25 protein-coding genes are annotated in these 21,790 nt (G+C 38.8%); 11 read left to right on the top strand and 14 right to left on the bottom strand.

From position 1 onward, the window contains the following. Nucleotides 1-7: 7 nt before the first annotated feature. Both purU and R3X28_RS12540 read right to left on the bottom strand, forming a co-directional pair. Nucleotides 8-859 carry a formyltetrahydrofolate deformylase gene (purU, locus tag R3X28_RS12545; protein WP_317664657.1) on the bottom strand — a complete coding sequence of 284 codons (852 nt, stop codon included), beginning with the start codon at nt 857-859 and terminating at the stop codon, nt 8-10. 104 nt (nt 860-963) lie between these two features. Next, on the bottom strand, nt 964-1,353 hold the full coding sequence (locus tag R3X28_RS12540) for a hypothetical protein (RefSeq protein ID WP_154367636.1): 390 nt from the start codon (nt 1,351-1,353) through the stop codon (nt 964-966). Between the two features lie 106 nt (nt 1,354-1,459). Here R3X28_RS12540 and R3X28_RS12535 point away from each other — a divergent pair, with 106 nt between their 5' ends. Next, nucleotides 1,460-1,915: an Lrp/AsnC family transcriptional regulator gene (locus tag R3X28_RS12535; RefSeq protein WP_282054347.1), complete on the top strand. Its 456-nt coding sequence runs from the start codon at nt 1,460-1,462 to the stop codon at nt 1,913-1,915. 259 nt (nt 1,916-2,174) lie between these two features. After that, nucleotides 2,175-3,587, top strand: coding sequence for an alpha/beta hydrolase (locus tag R3X28_RS12530; protein WP_282054346.1), 1,413 nt, complete (start codon nt 2,175-2,177; stop codon nt 3,585-3,587). On the opposite strand, the gene R3X28_RS12525 is transcribed toward R3X28_RS12530, so the two are convergent. Together R3X28_RS12525 and R3X28_RS12520 are read right to left on the bottom strand one after the other, a co-directional pair. Further along, a complete protein-coding gene (locus R3X28_RS12525) occupies nt 3,574-4,311 on the bottom strand; it encodes a DJ-1/PfpI family protein (RefSeq protein WP_317664654.1) in 738 nt (245 codons plus the stop codon). The genes R3X28_RS12530 and R3X28_RS12525 overlap by 14 nt on opposite strands. A 7-nt stretch (nt 4,312-4,318) precedes the next feature. Beyond that, entirely contained in the window at nt 4,319-5,521 is a 1,203-nt protein-coding gene (locus tag R3X28_RS12520; RefSeq protein ID WP_317664652.1) for an MFS transporter, read from the bottom strand. Nucleotides 5,522-5,736: 215 nt separating this feature from the next. On the opposite strand from R3X28_RS12520, the gene R3X28_RS12515 reads away from it, so the two are divergent. Continuing rightward, nucleotides 5,737-6,399: a DUF1684 domain-containing protein gene (locus R3X28_RS12515; protein WP_317664650.1), complete on the top strand. Its 663-nt coding sequence runs from the start codon at nt 5,737-5,739 to the stop codon at nt 6,397-6,399. 76 nt (nt 6,400-6,475) lie between these two features. On the opposite strand, the gene R3X28_RS12510 is transcribed toward R3X28_RS12515, so the two are convergent. The 7 genes from R3X28_RS12510 to R3X28_RS12480 all read right to left on the bottom strand — a co-directional run bounded on the left by R3X28_RS12510 (nt 6,476) and on the right by R3X28_RS12480 (nt 11,871). Beyond that, nucleotides 6,476-7,720, bottom strand: coding sequence for an ammonium transporter (locus tag R3X28_RS12510; protein WP_317664648.1), 1,245 nt, complete (start codon nt 7,718-7,720; stop codon nt 6,476-6,478). Nucleotides 7,721-7,744: 24 nt separating this feature from the next. Next, nucleotides 7,745-8,083 carry a P-II family nitrogen regulator gene (locus R3X28_RS12505; RefSeq protein ID WP_282054341.1) on the bottom strand — a complete coding sequence of 113 codons (339 nt, stop codon included), beginning with the start codon at nt 8,081-8,083 and terminating at the stop codon, nt 7,745-7,747. A gap of 129 nt (nt 8,084-8,212) precedes the next feature. Then, the gene (locus R3X28_RS12500; RefSeq protein ID WP_154367652.1) at nt 8,213-9,220 is read right to left on the bottom strand and encodes an outer membrane beta-barrel protein; all 1,008 of its coding nucleotides are present in this window, start codon (nt 9,218-9,220) and stop codon (nt 8,213-8,215) included. 113 nt (nt 9,221-9,333) lie between these two features. After that, nucleotides 9,334-10,614 (bottom strand): ammonium transporter, encoded by a 1,281-nt coding sequence (locus R3X28_RS12495; RefSeq protein WP_154367654.1) that lies wholly within the window; start codon nt 10,612-10,614, stop codon nt 9,334-9,336. Nucleotides 10,615-10,643: 29 nt separating this feature from the next. Next, nucleotides 10,644-10,982: a P-II family nitrogen regulator gene (locus tag R3X28_RS12490; RefSeq protein WP_154367657.1), complete on the bottom strand. Its 339-nt coding sequence runs from the start codon at nt 10,980-10,982 to the stop codon at nt 10,644-10,646. A gap of 239 nt (nt 10,983-11,221) precedes the next feature. Further along, nucleotides 11,222-11,596: a fluoride efflux transporter CrcB gene (gene crcB / locus R3X28_RS12485; protein ID WP_317664645.1), complete on the bottom strand. Its 375-nt coding sequence runs from the start codon at nt 11,594-11,596 to the stop codon at nt 11,222-11,224. Between the two features lie 95 nt (nt 11,597-11,691). Then, nucleotides 11,692-11,871, bottom strand: a complete 180-nt coding sequence (locus R3X28_RS12480) for a hypothetical protein (RefSeq protein WP_154367661.1) — start codon at nt 11,869-11,871, stop codon at nt 11,692-11,694. A 467-nt stretch (nt 11,872-12,338) separates the two neighbouring features. Between R3X28_RS12480 and R3X28_RS12475 the strand changes: the two genes are divergently transcribed. Further along, entirely contained in the window at nt 12,339-12,725 is a 387-nt protein-coding gene (locus tag R3X28_RS12475) for a nucleoside triphosphate pyrophosphohydrolase family protein (protein WP_154367663.1), read from the top strand. Nucleotides 12,726-12,883: 158 nt separating this feature from the next. Here R3X28_RS12475 and R3X28_RS12470 read toward each other — a convergent pair whose 3' ends face one another. Next, entirely contained in the window at nt 12,884-13,744 is an 861-nt protein-coding gene (locus tag R3X28_RS12470) for a hypothetical protein (RefSeq protein ID WP_282054340.1), read from the bottom strand. Between the two features lie 122 nt (nt 13,745-13,866). Further along, nucleotides 13,867-14,931, bottom strand: a complete 1,065-nt coding sequence (locus tag R3X28_RS12465) for a branched-chain amino acid aminotransferase (RefSeq protein WP_317664643.1) — start codon at nt 14,929-14,931, stop codon at nt 13,867-13,869. 104 nt (nt 14,932-15,035) lie between these two features. On the opposite strand from R3X28_RS12465, the gene R3X28_RS12460 reads away from it, so the two are divergent. The 5 genes from R3X28_RS12460 to dnaJ all read left to right on the top strand — a co-directional run bounded on the left by R3X28_RS12460 (nt 15,036) and on the right by dnaJ (nt 19,098). Next, complete coding sequence (locus R3X28_RS12460; protein WP_282054338.1) at nt 15,036-15,509, top strand: DUF4920 domain-containing protein; 474 nt, start codon at nt 15,036-15,038, stop codon at nt 15,507-15,509. Further along, complete coding sequence (gene mnmD / locus R3X28_RS12455; RefSeq protein WP_282054337.1) at nt 15,509-16,177, top strand: tRNA (5-methylaminomethyl-2-thiouridine)(34)-methyltransferase MnmD; 669 nt, start codon at nt 15,509-15,511, stop codon at nt 16,175-16,177. The genes R3X28_RS12460 and mnmD overlap by 1 nt, the downstream gene beginning before the upstream one ends. Nucleotides 16,178-16,301: 124 nt before the next feature. Further along, nucleotides 16,302-17,216: a TIGR01777 family oxidoreductase gene (locus R3X28_RS12450; RefSeq protein ID WP_317664640.1), complete on the top strand. Its 915-nt coding sequence runs from the start codon at nt 16,302-16,304 to the stop codon at nt 17,214-17,216. A 190-nt stretch (nt 17,217-17,406) separates the two neighbouring features. Next, a complete protein-coding gene (locus tag R3X28_RS12445) occupies nt 17,407-17,967 on the top strand; it encodes a nucleotide exchange factor GrpE (RefSeq protein WP_317664638.1) in 561 nt (186 codons plus the stop codon). A 9-nt stretch (nt 17,968-17,976) separates the two neighbouring features. Beyond that, nucleotides 17,977-19,098 carry a molecular chaperone DnaJ gene (gene dnaJ / locus R3X28_RS12440; RefSeq protein WP_154367677.1) on the top strand — a complete coding sequence of 374 codons (1,122 nt, stop codon included), beginning with the start codon at nt 17,977-17,979 and terminating at the stop codon, nt 19,096-19,098. 143 nt (nt 19,099-19,241) lie between these two features. Here the strand turns inward: dnaJ and R3X28_RS12435 are convergent, their stop codons facing one another. Continuing rightward, on the bottom strand, nt 19,242-19,376 hold the full coding sequence (locus R3X28_RS12435; RefSeq protein WP_317664636.1) for a hypothetical protein: 135 nt from the start codon (nt 19,374-19,376) through the stop codon (nt 19,242-19,244). Nucleotides 19,377-19,522: 146 nt separating this feature from the next. Between R3X28_RS12435 and R3X28_RS12430 the strand changes: the two genes are divergently transcribed. Both R3X28_RS12430 and R3X28_RS12425 read left to right on the top strand, forming a co-directional pair. Next, nucleotides 19,523-20,458 carry an ATP-binding cassette domain-containing protein gene (locus R3X28_RS12430; RefSeq protein ID WP_317664634.1) on the top strand — a complete coding sequence of 312 codons (936 nt, stop codon included), beginning with the start codon at nt 19,523-19,525 and terminating at the stop codon, nt 20,456-20,458. Continuing rightward, nucleotides 20,451-21,788: an ABC transporter permease gene (locus tag R3X28_RS12425; RefSeq protein WP_317664632.1), complete on the top strand. Its 1,338-nt coding sequence runs from the start codon at nt 20,451-20,453 to the stop codon at nt 21,786-21,788. The genes R3X28_RS12430 and R3X28_RS12425 overlap by 8 nt, the downstream gene beginning before the upstream one ends. Nucleotides 21,789-21,790: the final 2 nt, after the last annotated feature.

Here is a 21,790-nt window from a genome sequence, read left to right as displayed (position 1 = left end):
TTTCAGATTAAGAGAATATTACGGTTTTGTTGTTATAGACCATGGTCTTTCGTTTTACATGTAACTTAACGGCCCTTGATAGTACTATTTTCTCCAAGTCCCTACCTTTTGTAATAAAATCCTTTATGGTATGGGTGTGGGTAACGGTGGTTACATCTTGTTCGATAATGGGCCCCGCATCAAGTTCCTCTGTAACATAATGGCTAGTGGCTCCAATGATCTTAACGCCTCTATCAAAAGCCGCATGATAGGGTTTGGCCCCGGCAAATGCAGGTAGGAATGAGTGATGTATATTGATTATTTTATTAGGGAATTCACTGATCAATCTGCTGCTGACAATCTGCATGTAACGGGCCAAAACAATAAAATCGACATTGTGTTCCTTAAGCAATTCCAATTGCCGTTTTTCGGCTTCTTTTTTGGTGTCCTTAGTGACGGGAATATGATAGAAGGGGATATTGAACTGTTCTGCTATATATCCTAGGTCTTTATGGTTGCTAATGATAAAGGGAATCTCAGCCCGTAATTCCTCGGAATGGTACCTGCTAAGTAGATCATAAAGACAGTGGTTGTATTTGGAAACAAATATGGCCATTTTAGGTAAAATACTATCTAAATGTAAGCTCCATTCCATTTGGTAGGGATTGGCCAGGGAAGATTTGAACTCTTCTTTAAACCTTTCCAGATTTAATGAATTGTCATCAAAATCACTTTCCAAACGCATAAAGAAAACATTGGCCGTTTTGTCAACATGTTGGTCCAGGTAAATGATATTGCCACCTTTTGCATGGATGAAACCTGTAACCGCACTAATGATTCCCGATTGATCGGGACAATGAATAAGTATTGTGGTTTTCAAACTCGATAATTTTTAAAGCCCAAAATTAGAACTAAAAAAGCATCAAATTAGTATGATAATGTTGGTTTTTTATTGTGGGCAATGCTATTATGGCATATACAGACTTAATATGGGAAAGAAGCGGTCCATTTTGTGAATGATTTCCTGAAGCTTTTTATTTCTTTTCTCAGTACGTTCAGGTATTCCTTTTCATGACCATCTCGCTCAAGTCCTATGCAATAAGAATTGATGTTCTTTAGCATAATATTTATAAAGGAAATATTTCTCCTTTTTTCATCTTTGGAAAGTGACCATTCGGTTTGGGCTATTTTTTGGGGAATCAATATGGCATCGGTCAATAACGAGTCAGCAACAATGTCCCGTAAACTATTGGAAGTATATAGTTTTAAAAGGTCTTTATTGAAGGTGACATAAGAGGCAATTGCCCTGCTTGTGGCACAAAGCTCAAGAGCCTTTCTGTATACCGGTACATGTCTCAAATTTTTCTTTGGCATTATTTCCGTAGCAATTAGAATAGAATAAAGTTACGCTCCATTTTACAAGATTCAATTTGGAATAAAAGGTAAAAGTGTATATTTACTTAATAAACGAAATAATTATATGGCTTATACTTTAAATAGTACTATTGATGAGCTAAATTGGCGCATACTGGGCTGCCTACAGGAAAATGCGAGGGAATCTTTTGCAAGTATTGGCCGAAAAGTGGGGCTCACCCCACCCGCTGTGGCCGAAAGAATAAAAAAATTGGAAGACCTTGGTATTATTAAAGGGTACAAGACTTTTCTTTCCCATACCTTAACAGGTCATCAACTAAAGGCGATCATAACCCTTAAGGCATTTATGGGTAAATTAAAACCGTTTTTAGAAATAGTAAAGGGTTACGATGAGGTCATAAATTGTTATAGGGTTACAGGAAATGAGAACATTGTTATGGAGGTTGTGTTGAAGGATCAATTTCATTTAGAACGGTTTATAGATAAGTTGATACAGTTCGGGGAGACCAGAACACATATTATTCTTTCAGAAGTGGTGTCGAACGCGTCAATTGTAAAGTAGGGTTTGTTGATATTCGTTATTTTCAGTGAACCAATTTGGCTACCAATGAATTTATCATTTATTTTAGGATATGGAGATGGATAAAGTCAATGAATACCTTCAGATAGCCATAAAAAGGGCCTTTAACGCCAATGAAATAAAGGTCGCGTATTCCGAGGGAATAGAAATAGGAAATATCGGGGAATAAATCTTATTTCAACATCCTTAATTTTTATCTTTGAGATATCTCTTTGGCGAGATTTTTGATAATTGATTTGGTATGAAAAAATATTTTTTCCTTTTCGTTCTCTGTTCGGTATATGTATCAACGGCCCAGCAATTTACTTTTAGAAAAGGAGTTGTCATAGATTCCGTTAAGGTCAATGATACCATTCCGGAAAGTTTCGCCCTTTATTTACCCACAAATTTTGAGGTGGGTAAACCAACCCCGATTATTTTTGTTTATGATGTAAAGGGCAGGGGAGCTAGTGTCGTGAGGATGTTCTCAATGGCCGCTGAGGAAAATCAATATGTGATAGCAGCTCCCAATAATGTTAGTGATACGCTATCCTTAAGTGAAAACGTTCTTGTTTCGAAGCGCTTGTTCCAAACGGTCTTCAATATCTTCAAAATCCAGAACGGAAGGGTTTATACCGCCGGCTTTGGTGGTGGGGCCCGTATGGCATCACTTATGCCAACTTTTTTCAGCCAAATTAAAGGTGTTGTTTCCTGTGGGGCCGGTGTTGCCAATAGCGAAGTCCTATCAAGTAAGAATCCTTTTCATTTTATTGGGATCGTTGGGGTAAAGGATTTTAATTATCCCAATATGCTCAGGAGTAAAAACCTATTTAAAACATTGAAGTTCAAGAATCAGAATTTGATATTTGACGGTGGCCACCAATGGCCACGGCAGGAATTGCTTTCCGAAGCAATGGAATTACTCACTATCGGGGCAATGGAAGATAAAATCATCCCAAAAGATTCAGTTTTTATAATGAGGACGTACACGGAAAATCTGAATAGGTCCAATCAACTTATTTCAGAGAACAAACCGTTGGATGCTTATCGAAAACTTGAGGAGATCATTGAGGTTTATAAGCCATTGATTGTTGTTGATTCTTTGAAGAACAGTTTAAAGGCTTTGAGGAGAAATACGGTATATCGAAGTCAAAAGCGAAATGAGACCGCTTTGTTTTTCAAGGAAGACTTAATCAAGTCTGACTATGATTATGCTTTGGGAGAAGATGTTTTTACTTATAATTACAATAATCTTGGTTGGTGGAAATACCAAATAGACGAGTTAGGGAAGTATAAAAAAAACCCGAATGTATATGAGCAATATATGGGGGTTAGACTCAAGTCTTATTTAGATGCTTTGATCGATGATAATATTGATTTAATACAATCTGATACCGTTGTTGATGAGGAGGCCTTGAATTTTTTATGGATGTTGAAAACCATAACCACTCCTGAGGAATATGCGAACTACCTTAAGGTGATATCGATTAATGCCAAGGTAGAAGATTTCGGTACGGCCCTTTTTTATCTTGAGGAATTACTTAAGATCGGCTACGACAATGTTGATGAGCTCTATGCTTTGGAAAATACCGCGCTTTTGAGGATTACACCGGAATTCAATGAATTGGTCGATAAATACCTTAAAAAGGCCCGTTACGATATTATTGAGGAATAAGTTTGGGAATCTTTGTAAGGTCCCAGTCTATAACCAATCCTTTGGCAATAGACTCCGCTATTTCCTTGCCGTATAAAATCTCGCATAAATAAAGTGATGCCTCAAAACTTTTGGCCCCACCTGCAGAGGTAATGTACTTATCATCATGAACGAATAAAACACTGTCTTTTACATTTAAATGGGGAAAGGTCTTTTGGTACAATTCAATATCACTGGGGAATGTCGTGGAAATTACATTGTCCAACACTCCGGCTTTGGCCAAAACAAAAGCCCCATCACAATGGGAGGTCATGAACAAGGCTTCCTTATCCACCTTGTGAACAAATTTCAACATAACAGAGTCTTTCAGGTCAGTATCCAAATGATGTTCGGCACTGGGAACCACTAAGATATCTATTTTGGGAAGCTTATCCTTGGTGTAATCAAAATCGGGTAAAATACGCACTCCTTCAAAAGTTGTAATGGGTTCCAGGGTATTGGCAATAGTAAATGTATTCATGGCCTTTATTCCCTTTCTGAATTTAGTGTGTTGAAAAATATCAAAGGGTGCGGTGAATTCCGTATTATACGTGCCGTTCATTATAAGAAAGGCAACATTGTAATTGCTGGGGTCTACTACCGGGAAATGCCTGGAACTTTTTTCGATAGGTCCTTTTTCGGTTTTCCTCGGATGGCAAGCCGTGGAAATAAGGCATAGCAATAATAAAGCGTATATGAATCTCATTCGTTTTCTATTTGTTCTTTAGGAGTACGTTTTTTAAAAGTAAAAGTAGCAATATACCCAATATACATACAACGGTAATACCGTACCATGTAATTTCATATCCAAAATGGGCAATACTCTGCATACCGGAATTATGACCGAAGATATGTGCCAAAGAGAAAGAAATGCTGTAAAGGGCCATATATTCACCTTGGTTTCCCCTTTTTGCACGATCCATGGCGAATGCATTGGAAAAAGGGAATGCTATCATTTCACCTATGGTCATTAAAAGCATACCAATCGCCAATACACCGATCCAAGAAATCATATTAAGGATTAGAAAACTAAGTGCGGTCAATACAAGTCCGAAAATAACATTCGATATTTTGGACCAAGCTCTACTTTCCATGAATTTGATCAAAGGCATTTCAAAGACAAAGATGAAAAAACCATTAAGGGCAAGAAGCATCCCTATCTCAAATTCGCTCAATGCATGTATCTCACTATAGTATACCGGCATGGTAGAAAAATATTGCACAAAGGCAAAACCGAACAATACCATCGCGGCAATGAACACTAGGAACTGGGAATCCCTATATGCCGATTTTGGGGATTGATGGTGCACTACATCCATCACTTTTGATTTTTTTGGATGCAGAATCAAGAAAAGAAGTGAGCCGGCGATCATACATGTAATGCCATCGACCCAAAAAAGTCCCCCATAGCCCAAAGATGTAATTATGATGCCCCCAATTGCGGGACCGGCCGAAAATCCCAAGTTGATGGCCAAACGTATTAAAGTTACTGACCGTGTTTTGTTTTCGGGTAGGCTATAAGCACTCAGGGCAACGAATACAGCTGGTCTAAAAGCATCGGCAATGGCCATAAGTATGAATATGCCAATGCATATAGGCCAGAAACCTTCCAGAAATTGAACACCGATAAATAAAAAACCTGTTGCAACAAGGCTGGCGAGCATAACCTTATAATATCCTATTCTATCGGTCAACCTTCCTCCGATCCAAGTACCGGCCAAAGATCCCAAACCGAAACTGGTCATTATACTACCCACGTTTTCCAAACTGAAACCTAAACTTTCTGTAAGGTAAAGGGATAAGAACGGTATAACCATTGTGCCGGCCCTATTCACCAATGTGATCAATGAGAGCCACCATACTTCTTTGGACAACCCTTTAAAAGAGTTAATGTATTGGGTGTAAAGTCTTTTCATTTTTCTATTAAAAAAAAGCCCTGATGGGTTTGTCATCAGGGCTTTATAATGTTATAAATGTCTATTCGATTTTAAACATAGCAGCGCTGGACCCATTTTTTTGGATACAGATTCACGTATTTATAAATCGATTTTTGTCTCATAAGTTGTTCAAATGAAGAGTAAAGCTAATTAAAAATATGATATGTTGTATTTTTGATCTTAAATTCATGATTATGAAGCATACATTCTTATTGGTATTTTTAATAATGACTTTGGTAAGCTGTAAACAAGGTAAAAAATATCATGATGAAAGTAAGGTTGTATTGGACGAAATAGTAGATACAACCCTTAAAGGTGTATTGGGGTTTCAGGAAAAGTTGAATGAAGAATTCAGGGACCCGGAGACGTCTCCATTACCAGATCGCTATCGAAAGGATTTTACAGGCCTCGAATTTTTTGAGCCGGATACGAATTATATTGTTAAGGCAAAGTTTGTACTTACCCCGGATGCTTTACCGTTTTTTATGCCTACAACGACGGAAAGGGAATCGGAAGAGACCGTGTATGGTATTGCATATTTTCAACTGAATGGGGTAGCGCATCAATTAGAGGTGTACCAGAATAAGCAATTAATGCTTGAGGAAGGATTCGAGGATTATCTTTTTCTTCCTTTTACGGATCAAACGAACGGGCAGGAAACATATGCAGGGGGTAGGTATATTGATTTAAGGATTCCCGAAGGTGATAGCTTGACCATTGATTTTAATAAGGCGTACAATCCTTATTGTGCCTATAATAAAAAGTATTCCTGTCCCCTTGTCCCTAGTGTAAATTCATTGGATACTAAGGTTTTGGCCGGGGTGAAGGATTTTAAGAAAGGTAAGGATAAATCATAAGGAGGTTTCTGTCTTATGGTAGATATTATTATATAAAAAAAAGGAGCGTTTGATAAACGCTCCTTTTTGTTGGGTTTTAATGTTGGTTCATCCTAAAATCAGGATAGGCATCCATTCCGTGTTCGTGAATGTCAAGGCCTTCAATCTCCTCTTCTTTAGAAACTCTTATTCCCATAGTTTTCTTAAGGGTGAAGATTATGATAAAGGCAGTTAGGCAGCAGAATATGCCAGCTGCCGCTACACCTGTAAGTTGATATAGAAATTGGCTTATGCCTGCCTTGGATCCAAATAAGCCCACGGCCAATGTTCCCCAAATACCACAGATAAGGTGAACGGTTACCGCACCCACCGGATCATCCAGTTTTACACGATCGATTAAGGCAACACCTAAAACGATGATGACGCCGGCTATCAATCCGATCATAATGGCTTCAAAAGGGGACATAAGGTCGGCCCCTGCTGTAATACCTACCAGACCACCCAGGATTCCGTTGAGGAACATGGTCAAATCAAAGTTTTTGTATAAAACCGTTGAGGTGAAAAATGCAGAAACCCCACCAGCTGCAGCGGCTAAACTCGTGGTAACTAAAACCAAAGATGTTAGGCCAGGGTCTGCCGAAAGTACCGATCCGCCATTAAAACCGAACCAACCTAGCCATAATATCAGCACTCCTGCCGCGGCCATGGGTATATTATGACCGGGAATCGCAAGTGCTTTTCCGTTTTCGTCAAATTTTCCCAATCTTGGGCCAAGAAGTATAATGGCTATCAATGCGGCCCATCCACCAACTGAATGTACTAGTGTTGATCCTGCAAAATCATAAAAGCCTGTATCTTCGCCCCCGAGGGTAGAAAGGAATCCGCCTCCCCATTGCCAAGAACCTACGATAGGGTAGACCAAGCCAACATAGAAAATTACGAATATCATAAAAGCCCCTAATTTAATTCGCTCGGCCACAGCTCCAGAAACTATTGTTGCTGCCGTTGCTGCAAACATTCCTTGAAAAAGGAAGTCTGTCCAATACGTATATCCCCCATCTGCATAAGCAGGGGTTAGGCCATCTTCCCCAATATTTAATCCAAAGCCTCCAAAGCCTAGAAATCCGTTAAATTCTCCGGGATACATTAAATTGAATCCTCCTATGTAATAAAGTAAAAGGCCTACACATATGATGAAGACGTTTTTAAAAAGTATGTTTATTGTGTTCTTCTCCCTGGTAAGACCGATCTCTAAAAATGCAAATCCTGTATGCATGAAAAAGACTAGAGCGGTACAAACCATCATCCAAACATTGTTTGCTGTAAATAATCCTGCGTCCATTTTATTCTAGTGTTTTTTTTGTTTTTAATTGATTCCGGCATGGCCGGCTTCCTTCGTTCGAATTCTGTAGGCTTCGGTAATTTCCGAAACGAATATTTTTCCGTCGCCTACTTTGCCGGTGTAGGCAGATTCAAGAATGGCTTCTAAGGTTCTTTCTAAAAATTCGTCTGAAATGACAATTGATAAATACCTTCTTTGGATATCGGCGGTACTATAAGAGATGCCCCTATATACGTGACCTTGTTTTTCGTTGCCAACACCGGTTACATCCCAGTAACTGAAGAAGTTGACTTCAACCCCATGCAACGCTTTTTTGACATCGTCAAATCTAGATTTTCTAATAATTGCTTCGATTTTTTTCATAATTGTTCTGTTTTATTCTAGGTTAGAATTATAAATATAACTAGTTCATTGTTAGATACACAAAAACCCTGACATTTCTGCCAGGGTATTGTCTCAACTTAAACTATAATAAAATCAATCAACTATATTTTAGAACGAATATATTGCTGCAATTAAGAATGATGATAAACTTTTGGAAGCCGCACCATCTGCATCAAAATAAGGCTCAACATCGCTACCCCAAGAATCCAATCTGATTTCTGGTTTAATGACTAGGTTTTCAACAGTATAACTACCTGTTATGGTAGCAGCGAAAACGCTTGGGTCATCATCGATAAAATCTGAACGGGTTGAGAAATATTCACCTCTTAGACCAATTGAAAAATCATCGGATGTTGCCAATTGTGGATATAGTGCCACACCGGAGAAACCTTCACCGTCATTATCGGCATAGGCTGCATTGATTCCTAAAAAGAAGTCATCAGATAAATCAAAACCTCCAGTATAATCTACTTCAAATCCTAATACTTCACCTCCGTCATAATAGAAATTCAAATACTGGCCAGAGTAACCCAATTGGGCACCGGCAGAATAAACTCCTGTTAAGTTGTTATTAGTGTCGGTAACATTCATTAAAGCCAACATTAAGCTAAAATCATCGGAAAGGGCGAAATCAGCTTTTAATCCAACATGTGAAAAAGGTCCGCTAGAGAATAGGTAAGAAGTGCTGTAGTTGAAGTTGCCAACCGGTGAAATTACTTCGTAACCCAAGAATGTGTTGAATCTACCCATGGTCAATGTAGTGGCATCGGAAACATTCCAATATGCATATAATTGGTTAAGGTTATATCCTCCCGTGGCGGACTCGCCTCTTGGACCAAAAGTTACATCGGCTACAGCACCGGTTTTTTCCCCTTCATAGGTTGCAATAATATTGGCCATACCTAAAGCAAACCCTAATTCATCGGCAAATGAGGTGCCGAAAGATTGTGCTTCAGTATCAGATGCACTTAAGTTGGTTTGGTAGTAAGCATCTACGCTTCCGCTAATGGAAACTTTTTTAGCTTCTTCCTCTTCTTGGGCAAAAGTTGCTGTTGCTGAAAAAAGAATAGCAAGAAAAGCTAGATTTTTTAAATAATTTTTTGTCGTTGTTTTCATATGTTAAGGATTTTGACAGCCCTTTTATTTGTGGGTTATCAGTTGTTGTTTATTTTTTTAGTTGAATTTTTATGTAACGGAGCATACGTGGTATGCTCCGTTTTTAGGTAATCTTAGTGAGAGTTCAATCTAAAATCAGGATAGGCTTCCGAACCATGTTCGTGAATATCCAATCCGTCCATTTCCACTTCTTTGGAAACTCTTAATCCGATGGTTTTCTTTAAGATGATCAATACGACGAACGTACCAAAGGCGGCCCAAGCGATGTATGCTAACGAACCGTAAGTCTGTACCCATAGAAGGCTGGCACCACCACCGTAAAGCAAGCCGCCATCCAAGGCAAATACACCAACTAAAACAGTACCAAGGAAACCACATACACCGTGTACGGAAATGGCACCTACTGGATCGTCAACATGAAGTTTTTTGTCAATGAATTCAATTGATAATACGACCATTATTCCACAAACCAAGCCAATTGCCAAAGCACCCCAAGCACTTACAGCTCCACAACCAGCGGTAATTCCCACCAATCCGGCCAAGGCACCGTTCAAGGTCATTGATACATCTGGTTTTCCATATTTCAACCATGTAAGAAGTAACGCGGATACCGCCCCTATTGCAGCGGCAAGGTTGGTGTTGATGATGACACTACCTGCAGCGATGGTATCGTCACCACCCCAGGCCAATTGGGAACCACCGTTAAAACCGAACCATCCTAACCAAAGGATCATGACGCCAATGGCGCCAAATGGGATATTGTGTCCTGGTATCGCTACGGCTTTACCATCTACATATTTACCGATTCTAGGTCCTACCATGATAGCGGCTACCAATGCAGCTCCACCACCAACGGCGTGTACTACTGATGAACCTGCGAAATCGATGAAACCTGCGGTGTTCAACCAAGCGTCATCATCGAAAGGCCAGTACCAACTTCCGGATATGGGATATATCAATGTAGTTAATACTGCGGATAAGATCAAGTAGGTAGAAAATTTTGTTCTACCGGCTACGGCTCCTGAAACAATCGTGGCCGCGGTAGCGCAGAATACGGTTTGGAAGAATAAATTGTACCAATCCGAGGCGCTAAAAAAGAAATAACCTTGGTCAGCTGGGCTAGTTCTAAAGAATCCTCCCATTACCAGATCGCTACCATACATGATGCCGTATCCTACAGCCCAAAACATAATTGAACCGATACAAAGGTCCATGATGTTCTTCATTATTATGTTACCTGCATTTTTACTTCTGGTAAAACCTATCTCTACCAATGTAAAACCTGCTTGCATAAAGAAAACCAGCACTGCGGCTATTGTAATCCATAATGCACCCATGTCGCCGTTGATAGTTTCAACAGCTTTATCCAATGCTTCTTGTTGTATTTCTGTCATAATTTTTTGATTTAGTGGTGATGGTTATATTAGTTGATGCCGGCGTGTCCGCTTTCTTTGGTTCTGATTCTGTACGCTTCAACTACTTCTGAAACGAAAACTTTACCATCCCCTACATTACCGGTATAGGCAGCATCCAATAAAGTGGCTACTGTTCTTTCTGCAAACTCATCGGAAACCACGATAGATAAATACCTTCTCTGGATGTCGCTGGTGCTATAGGATATGCCTCTGTACACATGTCCTTGTTTTTCATTGCCAACCCCTGTTACGTCCCAGTAACTAAAAAAATTGACCTCAATTTGATGTAAGGCTTTCTTTACTTCATCAAATTTTGATTTTCTAATAATTGCTTCGATTTGCTTCATAATTTGTCGTTTATGGCGCTAAATGTATATTATTTCATTTTATACCCATAAAAAAATGGGGGTATATTGATAATTATTATGATAATATCAAATTAACCCCTAAAAAAATAGGGATGGGTTAAAATAAAAACAAAAAATTGACGTTTGGTGATCTTTATTGTTGAATATCAGGTAGGGGGAGATCTAAAGAATAGGTTAGAACCTTCTTTATAAATGGAATAAAAAAGAAAGGATGGGTGTTAGTGAATAAGTTTTGCTAACCAGAACCCTAGTAAAACAGCTAAAATGCCCAAAGTAATGCTAGAAAGTGTGTAAAAGGAAAAGTGTAATATTTCTTCTGCTTTGATCAAGGAGTGGTTTTCAAATGCGAAAGTGGAGAAAGTGGTAAAACCACCACAAAACCCAGTAGTCAATAAAAGGGTTTGGTTTTGGGTAAGGAAATTGTTCTTTAAAGAGAGACCGAATACAAGGCCAATGATAAGACAGCCGATAATGTTGACGATAAAGGTGCCTAAGTAAAAGTTTTGAAAAAAATCGTTGAAGGTTCTTGATATAAGGTATCTAAACATACTACCTATTCCACCTCCTAAAAAAACAAGTAATAATTGTTTCATTCGTTTTTTACGTTCAAATTCGAGGCTATTGGAACCTGGAAAAGAAAAGAGGGTTCTTGCGGCTAAGGCTCGAAATTTTTGTTAAAGGTAAAAAACTAAACGGCCTTTTTGTAATCTGAGGTAGAAATATCCAAAGGGTATATCTTCGAAATTTTGGAATCGGCATGCCTGCCATTTGGTGTGCTTTTGCTTTTGTTGGCACTGTAAAGGCTAGTAAGAATCATTGCTATATTGATGAAAATCAATACAAAGACCAGAGTTAAAAATGTCGTCATGAGTTGAGTGCTTTAGTACAACAACGCAAAATTAGGTTGTTTGGTATTATATACGGGATAAAATGCCTCAATTGTTGTCAAAACGATGATTTTTGTGGTATGCGCAATTTTAGTATTAATTTTTGAGCAAAAACTTAATAATGAATAGGATTGTTAAAAAGATTATGAAGATTATTCCTACCCATTTAACACCTTTGTAATTTTTGTTGTGGAGTTTTTTGTCTTTTTTATAGGTTCCGGTGATGATTATGGCAAATACGATTATAAAAAGAATGGCAAAAATCAATTGTCCTGTGCTGAACATAATGGTTAAGGTAATTAGTTATTCATAATTTAAAAAAGAGGATGGTTTTTGTGTTGATGGGAGCCGATTTTTATTGCTTGTGTTGTTCTATTGTGAATAAAATCTTTCACGAACTTATCCTTTCTTTTATATTTTTAAGCAAAGCTAAACTAAATATAAGGATATGAAGCATAAAATAAGCGCGGTGGAAATTTTTCATAATTCTTTCGGTCTTGGAGTGTCATCTGAAATGAAGGCTGATTTGGGAGAACAGAAGAATAGGTTGAGGTTTAATTTGATGGATGAGGAGAACAAGGAATACCTAGAAGCGGCGAACAATAATGATTTGGTTGAGGTTGCGGACGCCTTGGGCGACATGTTGTACATATTATGTGGTACCATATTGGAACATGGTATGCAATATAAGATAGAAGAGGTCTTTGAAGAGATACAAAGAAGTAATATGAGTAAGCTAGGTGCCGATGGTAAGCCCATTTATAGGGAAGATGGAAAAGTACTTAAGGGGCCGAATTATTTTAAGCCCGATATTCAAAGTGTCCTTGATAAATGATCATGGGTATAATAAAAGGATGTTTTTGGTTTACTGACTTGTGGTCATGCCAAAGCCATAGCCAAAGTAGTCGGTTTTATTATAAAAGAGTGCTATACTCCAGATTGGAGTGTAAATGCTGGGTTCAGTAAGCCTTCCTCACCTTAGTTTGAAAATGTTTATTTTTTCAAAGGAGTAAAGAAGTCACTGGGGTCAAGATTGCAGGTATCTATCATTTCAATGGCATAGTCCAAAGTACCAAGGTCTTTATCGGTATTGTTGGTGCCCATACTGAATTTCACACCCGCCGCTTTTGCTTTTTTTATAAAAGTGGCAGAGGGAATTTTATAACGGGCATTTATTTCTATGGCAATGTTGTTTGCGACAGCGGCATCGATTACTTTTTGCATGCGTTCATTCGTCCATAATTCATCATATTCAGGTTGAAGGATGTCGGGCAGGTAGGTTGAGTTTACATAGATATCGATGGGTTCATTTTGCATAACCCCGACAATTTTGTCGACCAACTGATCCATGAAATCATCCTTGTCATCAACAAAAACTTCTTCTGGAATCCATAGGCGCATTCTTCTTCCTTTCTTATCGGTCCATGTCATGGCATCTGTAAATACATAATCGAAAGTGGCGATGTTTTCCTTAGAGAACATGGTAACCCATTCCCTTCCTTCCGCTTGCATTGCCATATATACGGGATACTTCTTATAGCGGTCGTAATTGGCCAAAAGTGTGGAATCGTTTGTAATGGGAAATCCGATACCCGCATTGAAAGCAACACCGTAATCAATTCCTGTTTCTTTGGAATGCTCCAAAAGGTCCTCCATGGTTAGCCCACCTTTTAAATGACCGTGATAATCAACGATATCATACCCTGCCTTTTTTAATTCGGCTATTTTCGTCAGTATAGGGTTTTGGACTTCTTTTTGTTGTTCTGCAGGTTTTTCTTTTTTACTTTTTGAATTACAGGATAAAGAACTAATCCCGATAATCATCAATGTTAAAAGGGCTATCGATTTTTTCATGGTTGGGTCAATTGGAATTTATTTTAAAACGGTAATATGGCTTAACCTTTAAAACGAGATAAAGGTTAAGCCTATTTAAATTAATAAGGAACAAATTCCAATTCTGGGTAGCATTGTAAGGTTTAAACCTTAACCCTCCATCCAAATTTGTCTTCTGCTCGGTTATATTGAATATCCGTAATTCTTTTCTTGAGCAACGATGCGTAATTATCACCTATTTCAGGTAAATCATAATCAACATCACGAAAACCGAATGCAGAAATCGGAGAAATTACGGCAGCGGTTCCCGCTCCGAACATTTCTTTTAAAGAGCCGTTTTTTGCAGCTTCCACAATTTCCGATACGGTAATTTTACGCTCCTCGACGGCAATACCTTCGTCTTTCGCAATTTTTAAAATACTTTTACGTGTTATGCCATCAAGGATCCTGTCACTTGTCGGTGCAGTTACCAAAGTGTCGTTTATTCGAACAAAAATGTTCATTGCGCCTGCCTCCTCAATGAATTCATGCGTGTTGTCATCTGTCCAAATAACTTGGTTGTACCCTTTTTCAAGTGCGAGTTGGGTAGGGTAGAATTGTCCGGCATAGTTTCCTCCGGCTTTGGCATAGCCAACACCGCCATTAGCGGATCTTGAATATTTTTCCTCGATCAAGACTTTTACTTTTCCGGAGAAATAGGCGCCGGAAGGTGCAAAGGCGATAATGAATTTGTATTCATCTGCCGGGGAAGCATGAAACCCTGTTCCTGAGGCAAAGATAAATGGTCGTATATATAAAGAACTTCCGGGCGTTTGCGGTATCCAATCTTTTTCCAACTTCAAAAGAGCGGTAAGTCCCTCCATGAAATAATCTTCAGGTATTTCAGGTATGGCCATTCTTTTTGCAGAGATGTTCAATCGTTTGCAATTGTCTAAAGGACGGAAAAGCCATATGTCATTGTTTTCATCTTTATAGGCTTTCATTCCTTCAAAAATAGATTGTCCATAATGGAATATTTTCGCAGATGGGTCTAGGCTTATCGGTTGGTAAGGAATGATTTTGGGAACGTTCCAAGAACCGTTTTTGTAATCACAGACCAACATATGGTCGGTAAAAACATTTCCGAAAGCTAAGTTGTCAAAATCTACTTTATCTATTTTTGAGGTTTTTGCCTTTTCGATTTTTATATTCATTGTCTTGGTCTCCATTGAAATACTATTTATTGAATAAAATTAGAAAAATATCGATAGAGGCTCTTCTTTTTTCTTTAAAATTGCTCAATTTTACCATGTCAATTGAAAAAATCGTAAATATGAAAAGAATTAACATATTCATTATTGTATCCTTATTGGTTGTTATTGGCCACGCCCAAGAAACCCAAACGGAAAGAGCGGCATTTGGAATCGCTTTTCAAGGGGAAGGGAGTTTAACCCAGGTGGAGATGTCTAAGAAGTACACGACAATGAAAATTTCGGATACGGTACAGACTAAATTTGTGGGTGTGGTCAAAGAAGTTTGCCAGGCCAAAGGTTGTTGGATGAAAGTGGCTTTGGATGATGGGGAAGTGGCGATGGTTCGGTTTAAGGATTACGGATTCTTTATGCCCAAAGACATTGCGGGCAAAGAAGTCGTGGTTAATGGATTGGCCTTTGTAGAGGAAATGAGTGTTGATGATCAACGACATTATGCAGAAGATGCAGGTAAGTCGGTAGATGAAATCGCAAAAATAAATCAGCCTAAAAGAACATTGGGTTTTGAAGCCGATGGGGTGTTGTTAAAGGATTGATGCAAAGGGAAATCATAACAACGGCCGATGGTTCAAAGACAATCCAGATAAAGGATTGGAATGAGCAGTACCATTCTAAACATGGTGCCATTCAGGAGGCATACCATGTTTTCATAAAACATGGCTTGGATCTCTTTCACAATAAAGAGGAGGTGGTTCATATTTTGGAAATCGGTTTCGGTACCGGGTTGAACGCTTTGATCACTCTATTGGAAACTTCCAAATCCGGCATGGTCGTAGAGTATTGTGGGGTTGAGGCCTATCCTGTTTCCGAGGAAGAATTATCCCAATTGAATTATATCGAGGAGTTGAACGCACAGGAGTTTTCAGGGCAGTTCAAAAAAATGCACGCAGCCCCATGGGAAGAGCGTACATTGCTATCCCAAGGTTTTTCAATATTGAAAATGCAGCGTGATTTTAAGGAAATAGCATTGGAAAATTGTATGAACCTTATCTATTTTGATGCTTTTGGTGCAAGGGTGCAGCCAGAATTATGGACAGAGGATGTTTTTGAGATCATGTTCAGGGCGCTTAAAAAGAAAGGTGTCCTAGTTACTTATGCAGCTAAAGGAAGTGTAAGGAGAGCTATGCAAGCTGTTGGTTTTGAGGTCGAAAGGTTGCCTGGGCCACCAGGGAAAAGGGAAATGTTAAGGGCGATAAAATCATAACGAAAGGTGTTGTTTCTTAAATTTTTTTAGAATTTCATCGATAATCCCATTCCTACATCGTTAAGATTGTTAAATCGAAATTAAAATAGGCCACCACCGTTTCTAGATCCCATACCTTTATCTTATGAAATTATTGATTACCGGTGCTACAGGATTAGTTGGGAGGGCTATTGTTGAAATCAGCAATAAGCATGGGATCTCTGTAAATTACTTGACCACAAATAAGGACAAAATAGTTTCTAACGAGAATTTTCAAGGTTATTTTTGGAATCCAGAACAGAATGAAATCGATTTGGATTGTTTTAAAGAAGTAACTGCGATAATCAATCTTGCGGGAGCTAGTATTTCTGAAAGATGGACGGCGGATTACAAGAACGAAATCCTTTACAGTAGGATAAACTCCTTGAAAACACTCAACTATGCACTAGGTAAAATCGATGCTAAAGCCATTAATTCTTTTGTATCCGCTTCGGCAATAGGTATTTATCCCAGTTCCCTTGATCATTTTTATACAGAGGAAGACCAGGCTGTCGATGATAGTTTTTTGGGTGAGGTAGTACAGAAATGGGAAAAGGAAATCGATGCTTTATCCCATTTTGGATTTCCGGTCGCAAAGGTCAGGATCGGTTTGGTTTTGTCAAAAGACGGGGGCGTTTTGCCTAAACTCGAAAAGCCTATTAAATCGTATGTTGGGGCTACGTTCGGTAATGGAAAGCAATGGCAATCCTGGATACATATCAACGACCTGGCAAGACTTTTTCTTTTTATAGTCGAAAACCAATTGGAGGGTGTTTTTAACGGCGTAGCCCCCAATCCTGTTATGCATAAGAAAATGGTTAAGGAATTGGCAAAAATATTCAAGTCACCCCTTTTATTGCCCAATATACCTCGATTTGCCCTGAAATTAATCTTAGGGGAAATGTCTTACCTGCTCTTTGCGAGTCAGCGCGTAAGTAGTAAAAAAATTGCGGAAGAAGGTTTTGTTTTCGATTATCCTAATTTAGGTAATGCCCTAGAGGCTTTTTATATGGAAGGATAAAACCAATTGAAATTACATTTCTTCCATGTAACTGAAATCCATTCCAGATTAAATTTTTTGTCCACTATTTATCTTTTTTGTCAATCTACTAGGGTTAAAATGGTAAAGTTTAGTGACATTTTGACATTTTTAAATAAATGGCAGTACTTTTGCCATCGAAAGAAATAAGATCAAAAATCAGTATCCTAAAATGAGTGATAAAAATAAAGCCGAAGAGGTTAACGAACCTATCTTAGATGGGGAAACGGTAAACGATTCAGGGAACGAGCAAGAAGAAGTGGTGAATGAGCAGGATGTACAGTCCGTAGAAGAACAACTTCAGGGCGAACTGGCCAAAGAAAAAGATAAATTTCTTCGATTGTTCGCCGAATTCGAAAATTATAAAAAACGCACATCAAGAGAACGAATGGATTTGTTCAAAACAGCCGGACAAGAGGTTATCGTATCCTTGCTTCCTGTTTTAGATGATTTTGAACGTGCCTTAAAGGAATTGTCCAAATCCGAGGATAAGGAAATGTTCAAAGGGGTAGAGTTGATCAATGGAAAGTTCAGGGATGTGTTGAAATCCAAGGGCATGGAAGAAGTAGGTGTTAAGCAGGGTGACTCTTTTGATGCCGAGATACATGATGCCATAACCCAAATACCGGCTCCTGATAAAAAGTTAAAGGGCAAGATCATCGATGTTGTGGAAAGAGGTTATAAGTTGGGTGACAAGATAATACGTCATCCTAAAGTAGTTGTTGGTAACTAAAATTCAAGGATGAAGGAAGACTATTACGAAATACTTGGCATAAGTAAAAATGCCACGGCTGCAGAAATTAAGAAGGCATATCGGAAAAAGGCCTTGGAACACCATCCCGATAAAAACCCAGGGGATGCCAAGGCAGAGGAACTTTTTAAAAAATCGGCAGAAGCCTACGAGGTACTTAGTAACCCGGATAAAAAAGCACGGTATGACCAATATGGGCATGCAGCTTTTGATGGTGCTGGCGGTTTTGGCGGCGGCGGAATGAACATGGATGACATCTTCAGTCAATTTGGGGATATCTTCGGTGGGGCATTTGGCGGCGGTTTCGGTGGTGGTTTTGGCGGTTTTGGCGGTGGAGGCCAAAGACGTGTTAAAGGGAGCAACCTCAGGATAAGGGTTAAATTGACCTTGGAAGAAGTGGCTAATGGTGTCGAGAAAAAAGTCAAGGTAAGGCGTAAAATGCAAGCACCTGGTGTTACGTATAAAACCTGTAGTACCTGTGGGGGGCATGGGCAAGTAACCAAAATCACCAATACCATACTTGGAAGAATGCAGACCGCGGTCGCATGTTCTACATGCGGCGGAAGTGGTCAGGTAATAGATAATAGGCCAAGTAATGCCGATGGTCAAGGACTTGTTGTCAAAGAAGAGACCGTATCGATAAAAATTCCGGCAGGGGTAGAAGATGGCATGCAATTAAAGGTTCCTGGAAAAGGGAACGAAGCGCCTGGAAACGGAATTCCAGGAGATCTTTTAGTGGCCATAGAAACCCAAGACCATGAGACACTTAAAAGGGAAGGTGATAACCTTCACTACGATCTTTATGTAAGTTTTCCTGAGGCTGTTTTAGGAACATCCAAAGAAATAGATGCGGTAGGTGGTAAGGTGCGTATAAAATTGGAACCCGGTATACAATCGGGCAAGATATTGCGATTAAGGGGAAAAGGTATTTCCAGTATAAACGGTTATGGTAGTGGGGATCTTTTGGTACATGTCAACGTATGGACCCCTAAAGAACTCAATAAAGAACAAAAGGAATTTTTTGAACGTATGGACGGAGCTGACAATTTTGTTCCGAAACCGGAAAAATCAGATAAATCCTTCTTTGAAAAAGTAAAAGATATGTTCTCTTAAGGATATTGATTCGAGTATAAAATAAAAAACGTATATTTGATTCAATATTGGATTACCAATATTAATTTTCTTTTTCATAGCAATTTTTTTCCCATCCTTGATTTTATCAAGGGTGGGTTTTGTTTTTTGGTCAGGTTTCAAGTTTAAACCAATTCCTGCCCAAAGGTATTTTCGATGCGGTGTCCGGGGCGTTTTTGTGCTACGATGTAGGTAGGGCCGAAGCTATCTGCCCCATCATTTTCGTTTTGAACGGCCCATGGTTTCAATTTGTACTTCAATCTGTTTTGTTTGATTGGGTTACCTTATGTTCAGGTTAAAGAACAATGTAGACTTTAATGCAATTACAAGCGAGTTATTGTTAGTATAATCTTAATTTAAGAAGTGTCTTTTAAACCAATTCTATATCTTTGGCAAAATTGCTTTCATGGATAACATTTTGGTCACTAAGGAGGTTACCAAACAATACGGGAAACATACAGCTTTGAACGGTGTTTCCTTGGAAATACCTAAGAACAGTATCTATGGTCTTTTGGGCCCAAACGGTGCTGGTAAAACTACCTTGATCCGTATAATCAACCAAATTACCTATCCCGATAAAGGAGAGGTGTATTTTGATGGGGAACTTTTAAGACCCAAGCATATTTCACTTATAGGTTACCTTCCGGAAGAAAGGGGTTTGTATAAGGGGATGAAAGTGGGTGAGCAGGCTTTGTATCTTGCACAATTAAAAGGTTTGGGTAAAGCAGAAGCCAAAAAGCGTTTGAAATTTTGGTTCGATAAACTGGATATCGGTGATTGGTGGAACAAGAAGGTACAGGAATTGTCAAAGGGAATGGCCCAAAAGATACAGTTCATAGTTACCATACTGCATGAACCCAAATTACTTATATTTGATGAGCCCTTTAGTGGTTTTGATCCAATTAATGCCAACATTATCAAGGATGAGATCATTCAATTGAAAGAAAATGGCACATCTATAATTTTTTCTACCCACCGAATGGAGTCGGTCGAGGAATTATGTGAGTACATTGCTTTGATACATCAGTCCGAAAAGATACTCGATGGTAAGTTATCCACTATTAAAAAAGCATATAAGAACAATATGTTCAAAGTAGGTCTCCATGCCCAGGACGTAAATGCGTTATTGAACGTAATTTCCAATAAGTTCAATATTTTGGAACCCGTTATAGATCCATTGGAAAACCAGTTGGATTTTACCATCCAAATTCCCATTGAGGATTCTAGGGACTTTTTGGCCTATTTGGCCAGCCAGTCGAATATTTATCAATTTAGTGAGATTATTCCTTCTGCGAACGAAATATTTATTCAATCCATTCAAGATAAAGATGCAAATGAATAAACTGCCCATTATTATCAAGAGGGAATATTTGGCGAAGGTTCGTAATAAATCCTTCGTGATCATGACTTTTCTAAGTCCAATATTAATGGTCGGCATGATCGTGCTTATAGCTTATTTGACCAAAATAAACGATAATGAAAAGCGTATAATCGGCATTTTCAACGAAAGTGATTACTTCTCTAATGATTTTAACACAACAGAGAGTACTTCTTATGTTCATTTTAAAGATGTGACTTTACAGGTAGCTAAAGATTCTACCGCCAAAATGGGGTATTACGGTCTTTTGCATATACCTCATGAAGATGAGTTGGAGAAAGTTGCGGACCATTCTTATTTTTATACGAAAGAAGCGCCGAGTACTTCTGTCCTTGATAAGCTAGAAGATGTTTTTCAAGCAAGACTCAGGGAAAGAAGATTGCAGAATATGGGGGTTTCTTCCAAGGAATTTGCCATGATGGATAAGCGGTATGAGATAAATACCGAAACTTTCGGAGGGGAGCAAAATCTAAAGGGTATAAACGAGATCAAAGCGATAATCGGTGGTGGTTTCGGTTATTTGATCATGATGTTCATCATTATCTATGGTGGTTTCGTAATGCGTAGTGTCATCGAGGAAAAGACCAGTAGAATAATAGAAGTGATCATTTCCTCAGTGAAGCCCTTTCAATTGATGATGGGAAAGATAATCGGTACTTCCTTGGCAGGGATTACCCAATTCGCTATATGGATCGTTTCTGCCTCAATACTTTTGATGATAGCCTTTGCTATTTTTGATATTGATCCGGCTACTTTGGGCGATGGTGCCAACGTTCCGGGTATTGCAGGTAATATGGCTTCGCCCGTACCTACGCCAAATCAGACCATTCAGGCATATGCGCAGGAGCTTTACAAGATTCCATGGGCCATGTTGATTTGTTTTTTTGTTGTTTATTTTATACTTGGTTATTTGATTTACAGTTCAATTTATGCGGCTATAGGTGCGGCTGTGGATAATGAGACCGATACACAACAGTTTATATTTCCTATTATCCTTCCGCTTATGTTGGCTATTTACGTCGGATTCTTTTCTGTTTTCAGTAATCCGCATGGTCCTATTGCGGTAGGTTTTTCCTTGTTTCCGTTAACATCACCAATAGTGATGCTAATGCGTTTACCAGGAGGTATAGGTGAAGGTGGCGTTCCTGTATGGGAATTGGTGACATCCTTAATTTTATTGATATTGACATTTTTGGGTATCGTTTGGTTTGCGGCAAAAATCTATAGGGTGGGCATTCTTATGTACGGTAAAAAACCAACCTATAAGGAATTGTTTAAATGGATAAAGTATTGATG

The sequence above is a fragment of the Maribacter sp. TH_r10 genome (genome assembly GCF_033101095.1).
Classification (GTDB): Bacteria; Bacteroidota; Bacteroidia; order Flavobacteriales; family Flavobacteriaceae; genus Maribacter_A; species Maribacter_A luteus.
Note: the sequence above shows the minus strand (reverse complement) of the source record. Positions and strands in the feature narration are given on the sequence as shown.

Excerpts from the sequence above, each read along its gene's own strand:
- crcB (WP_317664645.1), bottom strand. The coding sequence starts at position 11,596 with ATGAAACAATTATTACTTGTTTTTTTAGGAGGTGGAATAGGTAGTATG.
- mnmD (WP_282054337.1), top strand. The coding sequence starts at position 15,509 with ATGCAAAGGGAAATCATAACAACGGCCGATGGTTCAAAGACAATCCAG.
- R3X28_RS12535 (WP_282054347.1), top strand. The coding sequence starts at position 1,460 with ATGGCTTATACTTTAAATAGTACTATTGATGAGCTAAATTGGCGCATA.
- R3X28_RS12425 (WP_317664632.1), top strand. The coding sequence starts at position 20,451 with ATGAATAAACTGCCCATTATTATCAAGAGGGAATATTTGGCGAAGGTT.
- R3X28_RS12495 (WP_154367654.1), bottom strand. The coding sequence starts at position 10,614 with ATGACAGAAATACAACAAGAAGCATTGGATAAAGCTGTTGAAACTATC.
- R3X28_RS12470 (WP_282054340.1), bottom strand. The coding sequence starts at position 13,744 with ATGAAAAAATCGATAGCCCTTTTAACATTGATGATTATCGGGATTAGT.
- R3X28_RS12540 (WP_154367636.1), bottom strand. The coding sequence starts at position 1,353 with ATGCCAAAGAAAAATTTGAGACATGTACCGGTATACAGAAAGGCTCTT.
- R3X28_RS12445 (WP_317664638.1), top strand. The coding sequence starts at position 17,407 with ATGAGTGATAAAAATAAAGCCGAAGAGGTTAACGAACCTATCTTAGAT.
- R3X28_RS12505 (WP_282054341.1), bottom strand. The coding sequence starts at position 8,083 with ATGAAAAAAATCGAAGCAATTATTAGAAAATCTAGATTTGACGATGTC.
- R3X28_RS12525 (WP_317664654.1), bottom strand. The coding sequence starts at position 4,311 with ATGAGATTCATATACGCTTTATTATTGCTATGCCTTATTTCCACGGCT.
- R3X28_RS12515 (WP_317664650.1), top strand. The coding sequence starts at position 5,737 with ATGAAGCATACATTCTTATTGGTATTTTTAATAATGACTTTGGTAAGC.
- R3X28_RS12480 (WP_154367661.1), bottom strand. The coding sequence starts at position 11,871 with ATGACGACATTTTTAACTCTGGTCTTTGTATTGATTTTCATCAATATA.
- R3X28_RS12530 (WP_282054346.1), top strand. The coding sequence starts at position 2,175 with ATGAAAAAATATTTTTTCCTTTTCGTTCTCTGTTCGGTATATGTATCA.
- R3X28_RS12520 (WP_317664652.1), bottom strand. The coding sequence starts at position 5,521 with ATGAAAAGACTTTACACCCAATACATTAACTCTTTTAAAGGGTTGTCC.
- R3X28_RS12490 (WP_154367657.1), bottom strand. The coding sequence starts at position 10,982 with ATGAAGCAAATCGAAGCAATTATTAGAAAATCAAAATTTGATGAAGTA.
- R3X28_RS12475 (WP_154367663.1), top strand. The coding sequence starts at position 12,339 with ATGAAGCATAAAATAAGCGCGGTGGAAATTTTTCATAATTCTTTCGGT.
- R3X28_RS12510 (WP_317664648.1), bottom strand. The coding sequence starts at position 7,720 with ATGGACGCAGGATTATTTACAGCAAACAATGTTTGGATGATGGTTTGT.
- R3X28_RS12460 (WP_282054338.1), top strand. The coding sequence starts at position 15,036 with ATGAAAAGAATTAACATATTCATTATTGTATCCTTATTGGTTGTTATT.
- R3X28_RS12430 (WP_317664634.1), top strand. The coding sequence starts at position 19,523 with ATGGATAACATTTTGGTCACTAAGGAGGTTACCAAACAATACGGGAAA.
- R3X28_RS12500 (WP_154367652.1), bottom strand. The coding sequence starts at position 9,220 with ATGAAAACAACGACAAAAAATTATTTAAAAAATCTAGCTTTTCTTGCT.
- R3X28_RS12465 (WP_317664643.1), bottom strand. The coding sequence starts at position 14,931 with ATGGAGACCAAGACAATGAATATAAAAATCGAAAAGGCAAAAACCTCA.
- dnaJ (WP_154367677.1), top strand. The coding sequence starts at position 17,977 with ATGAAGGAAGACTATTACGAAATACTTGGCATAAGTAAAAATGCCACG.
- R3X28_RS12450 (WP_317664640.1), top strand. The coding sequence starts at position 16,302 with ATGAAATTATTGATTACCGGTGCTACAGGATTAGTTGGGAGGGCTATT.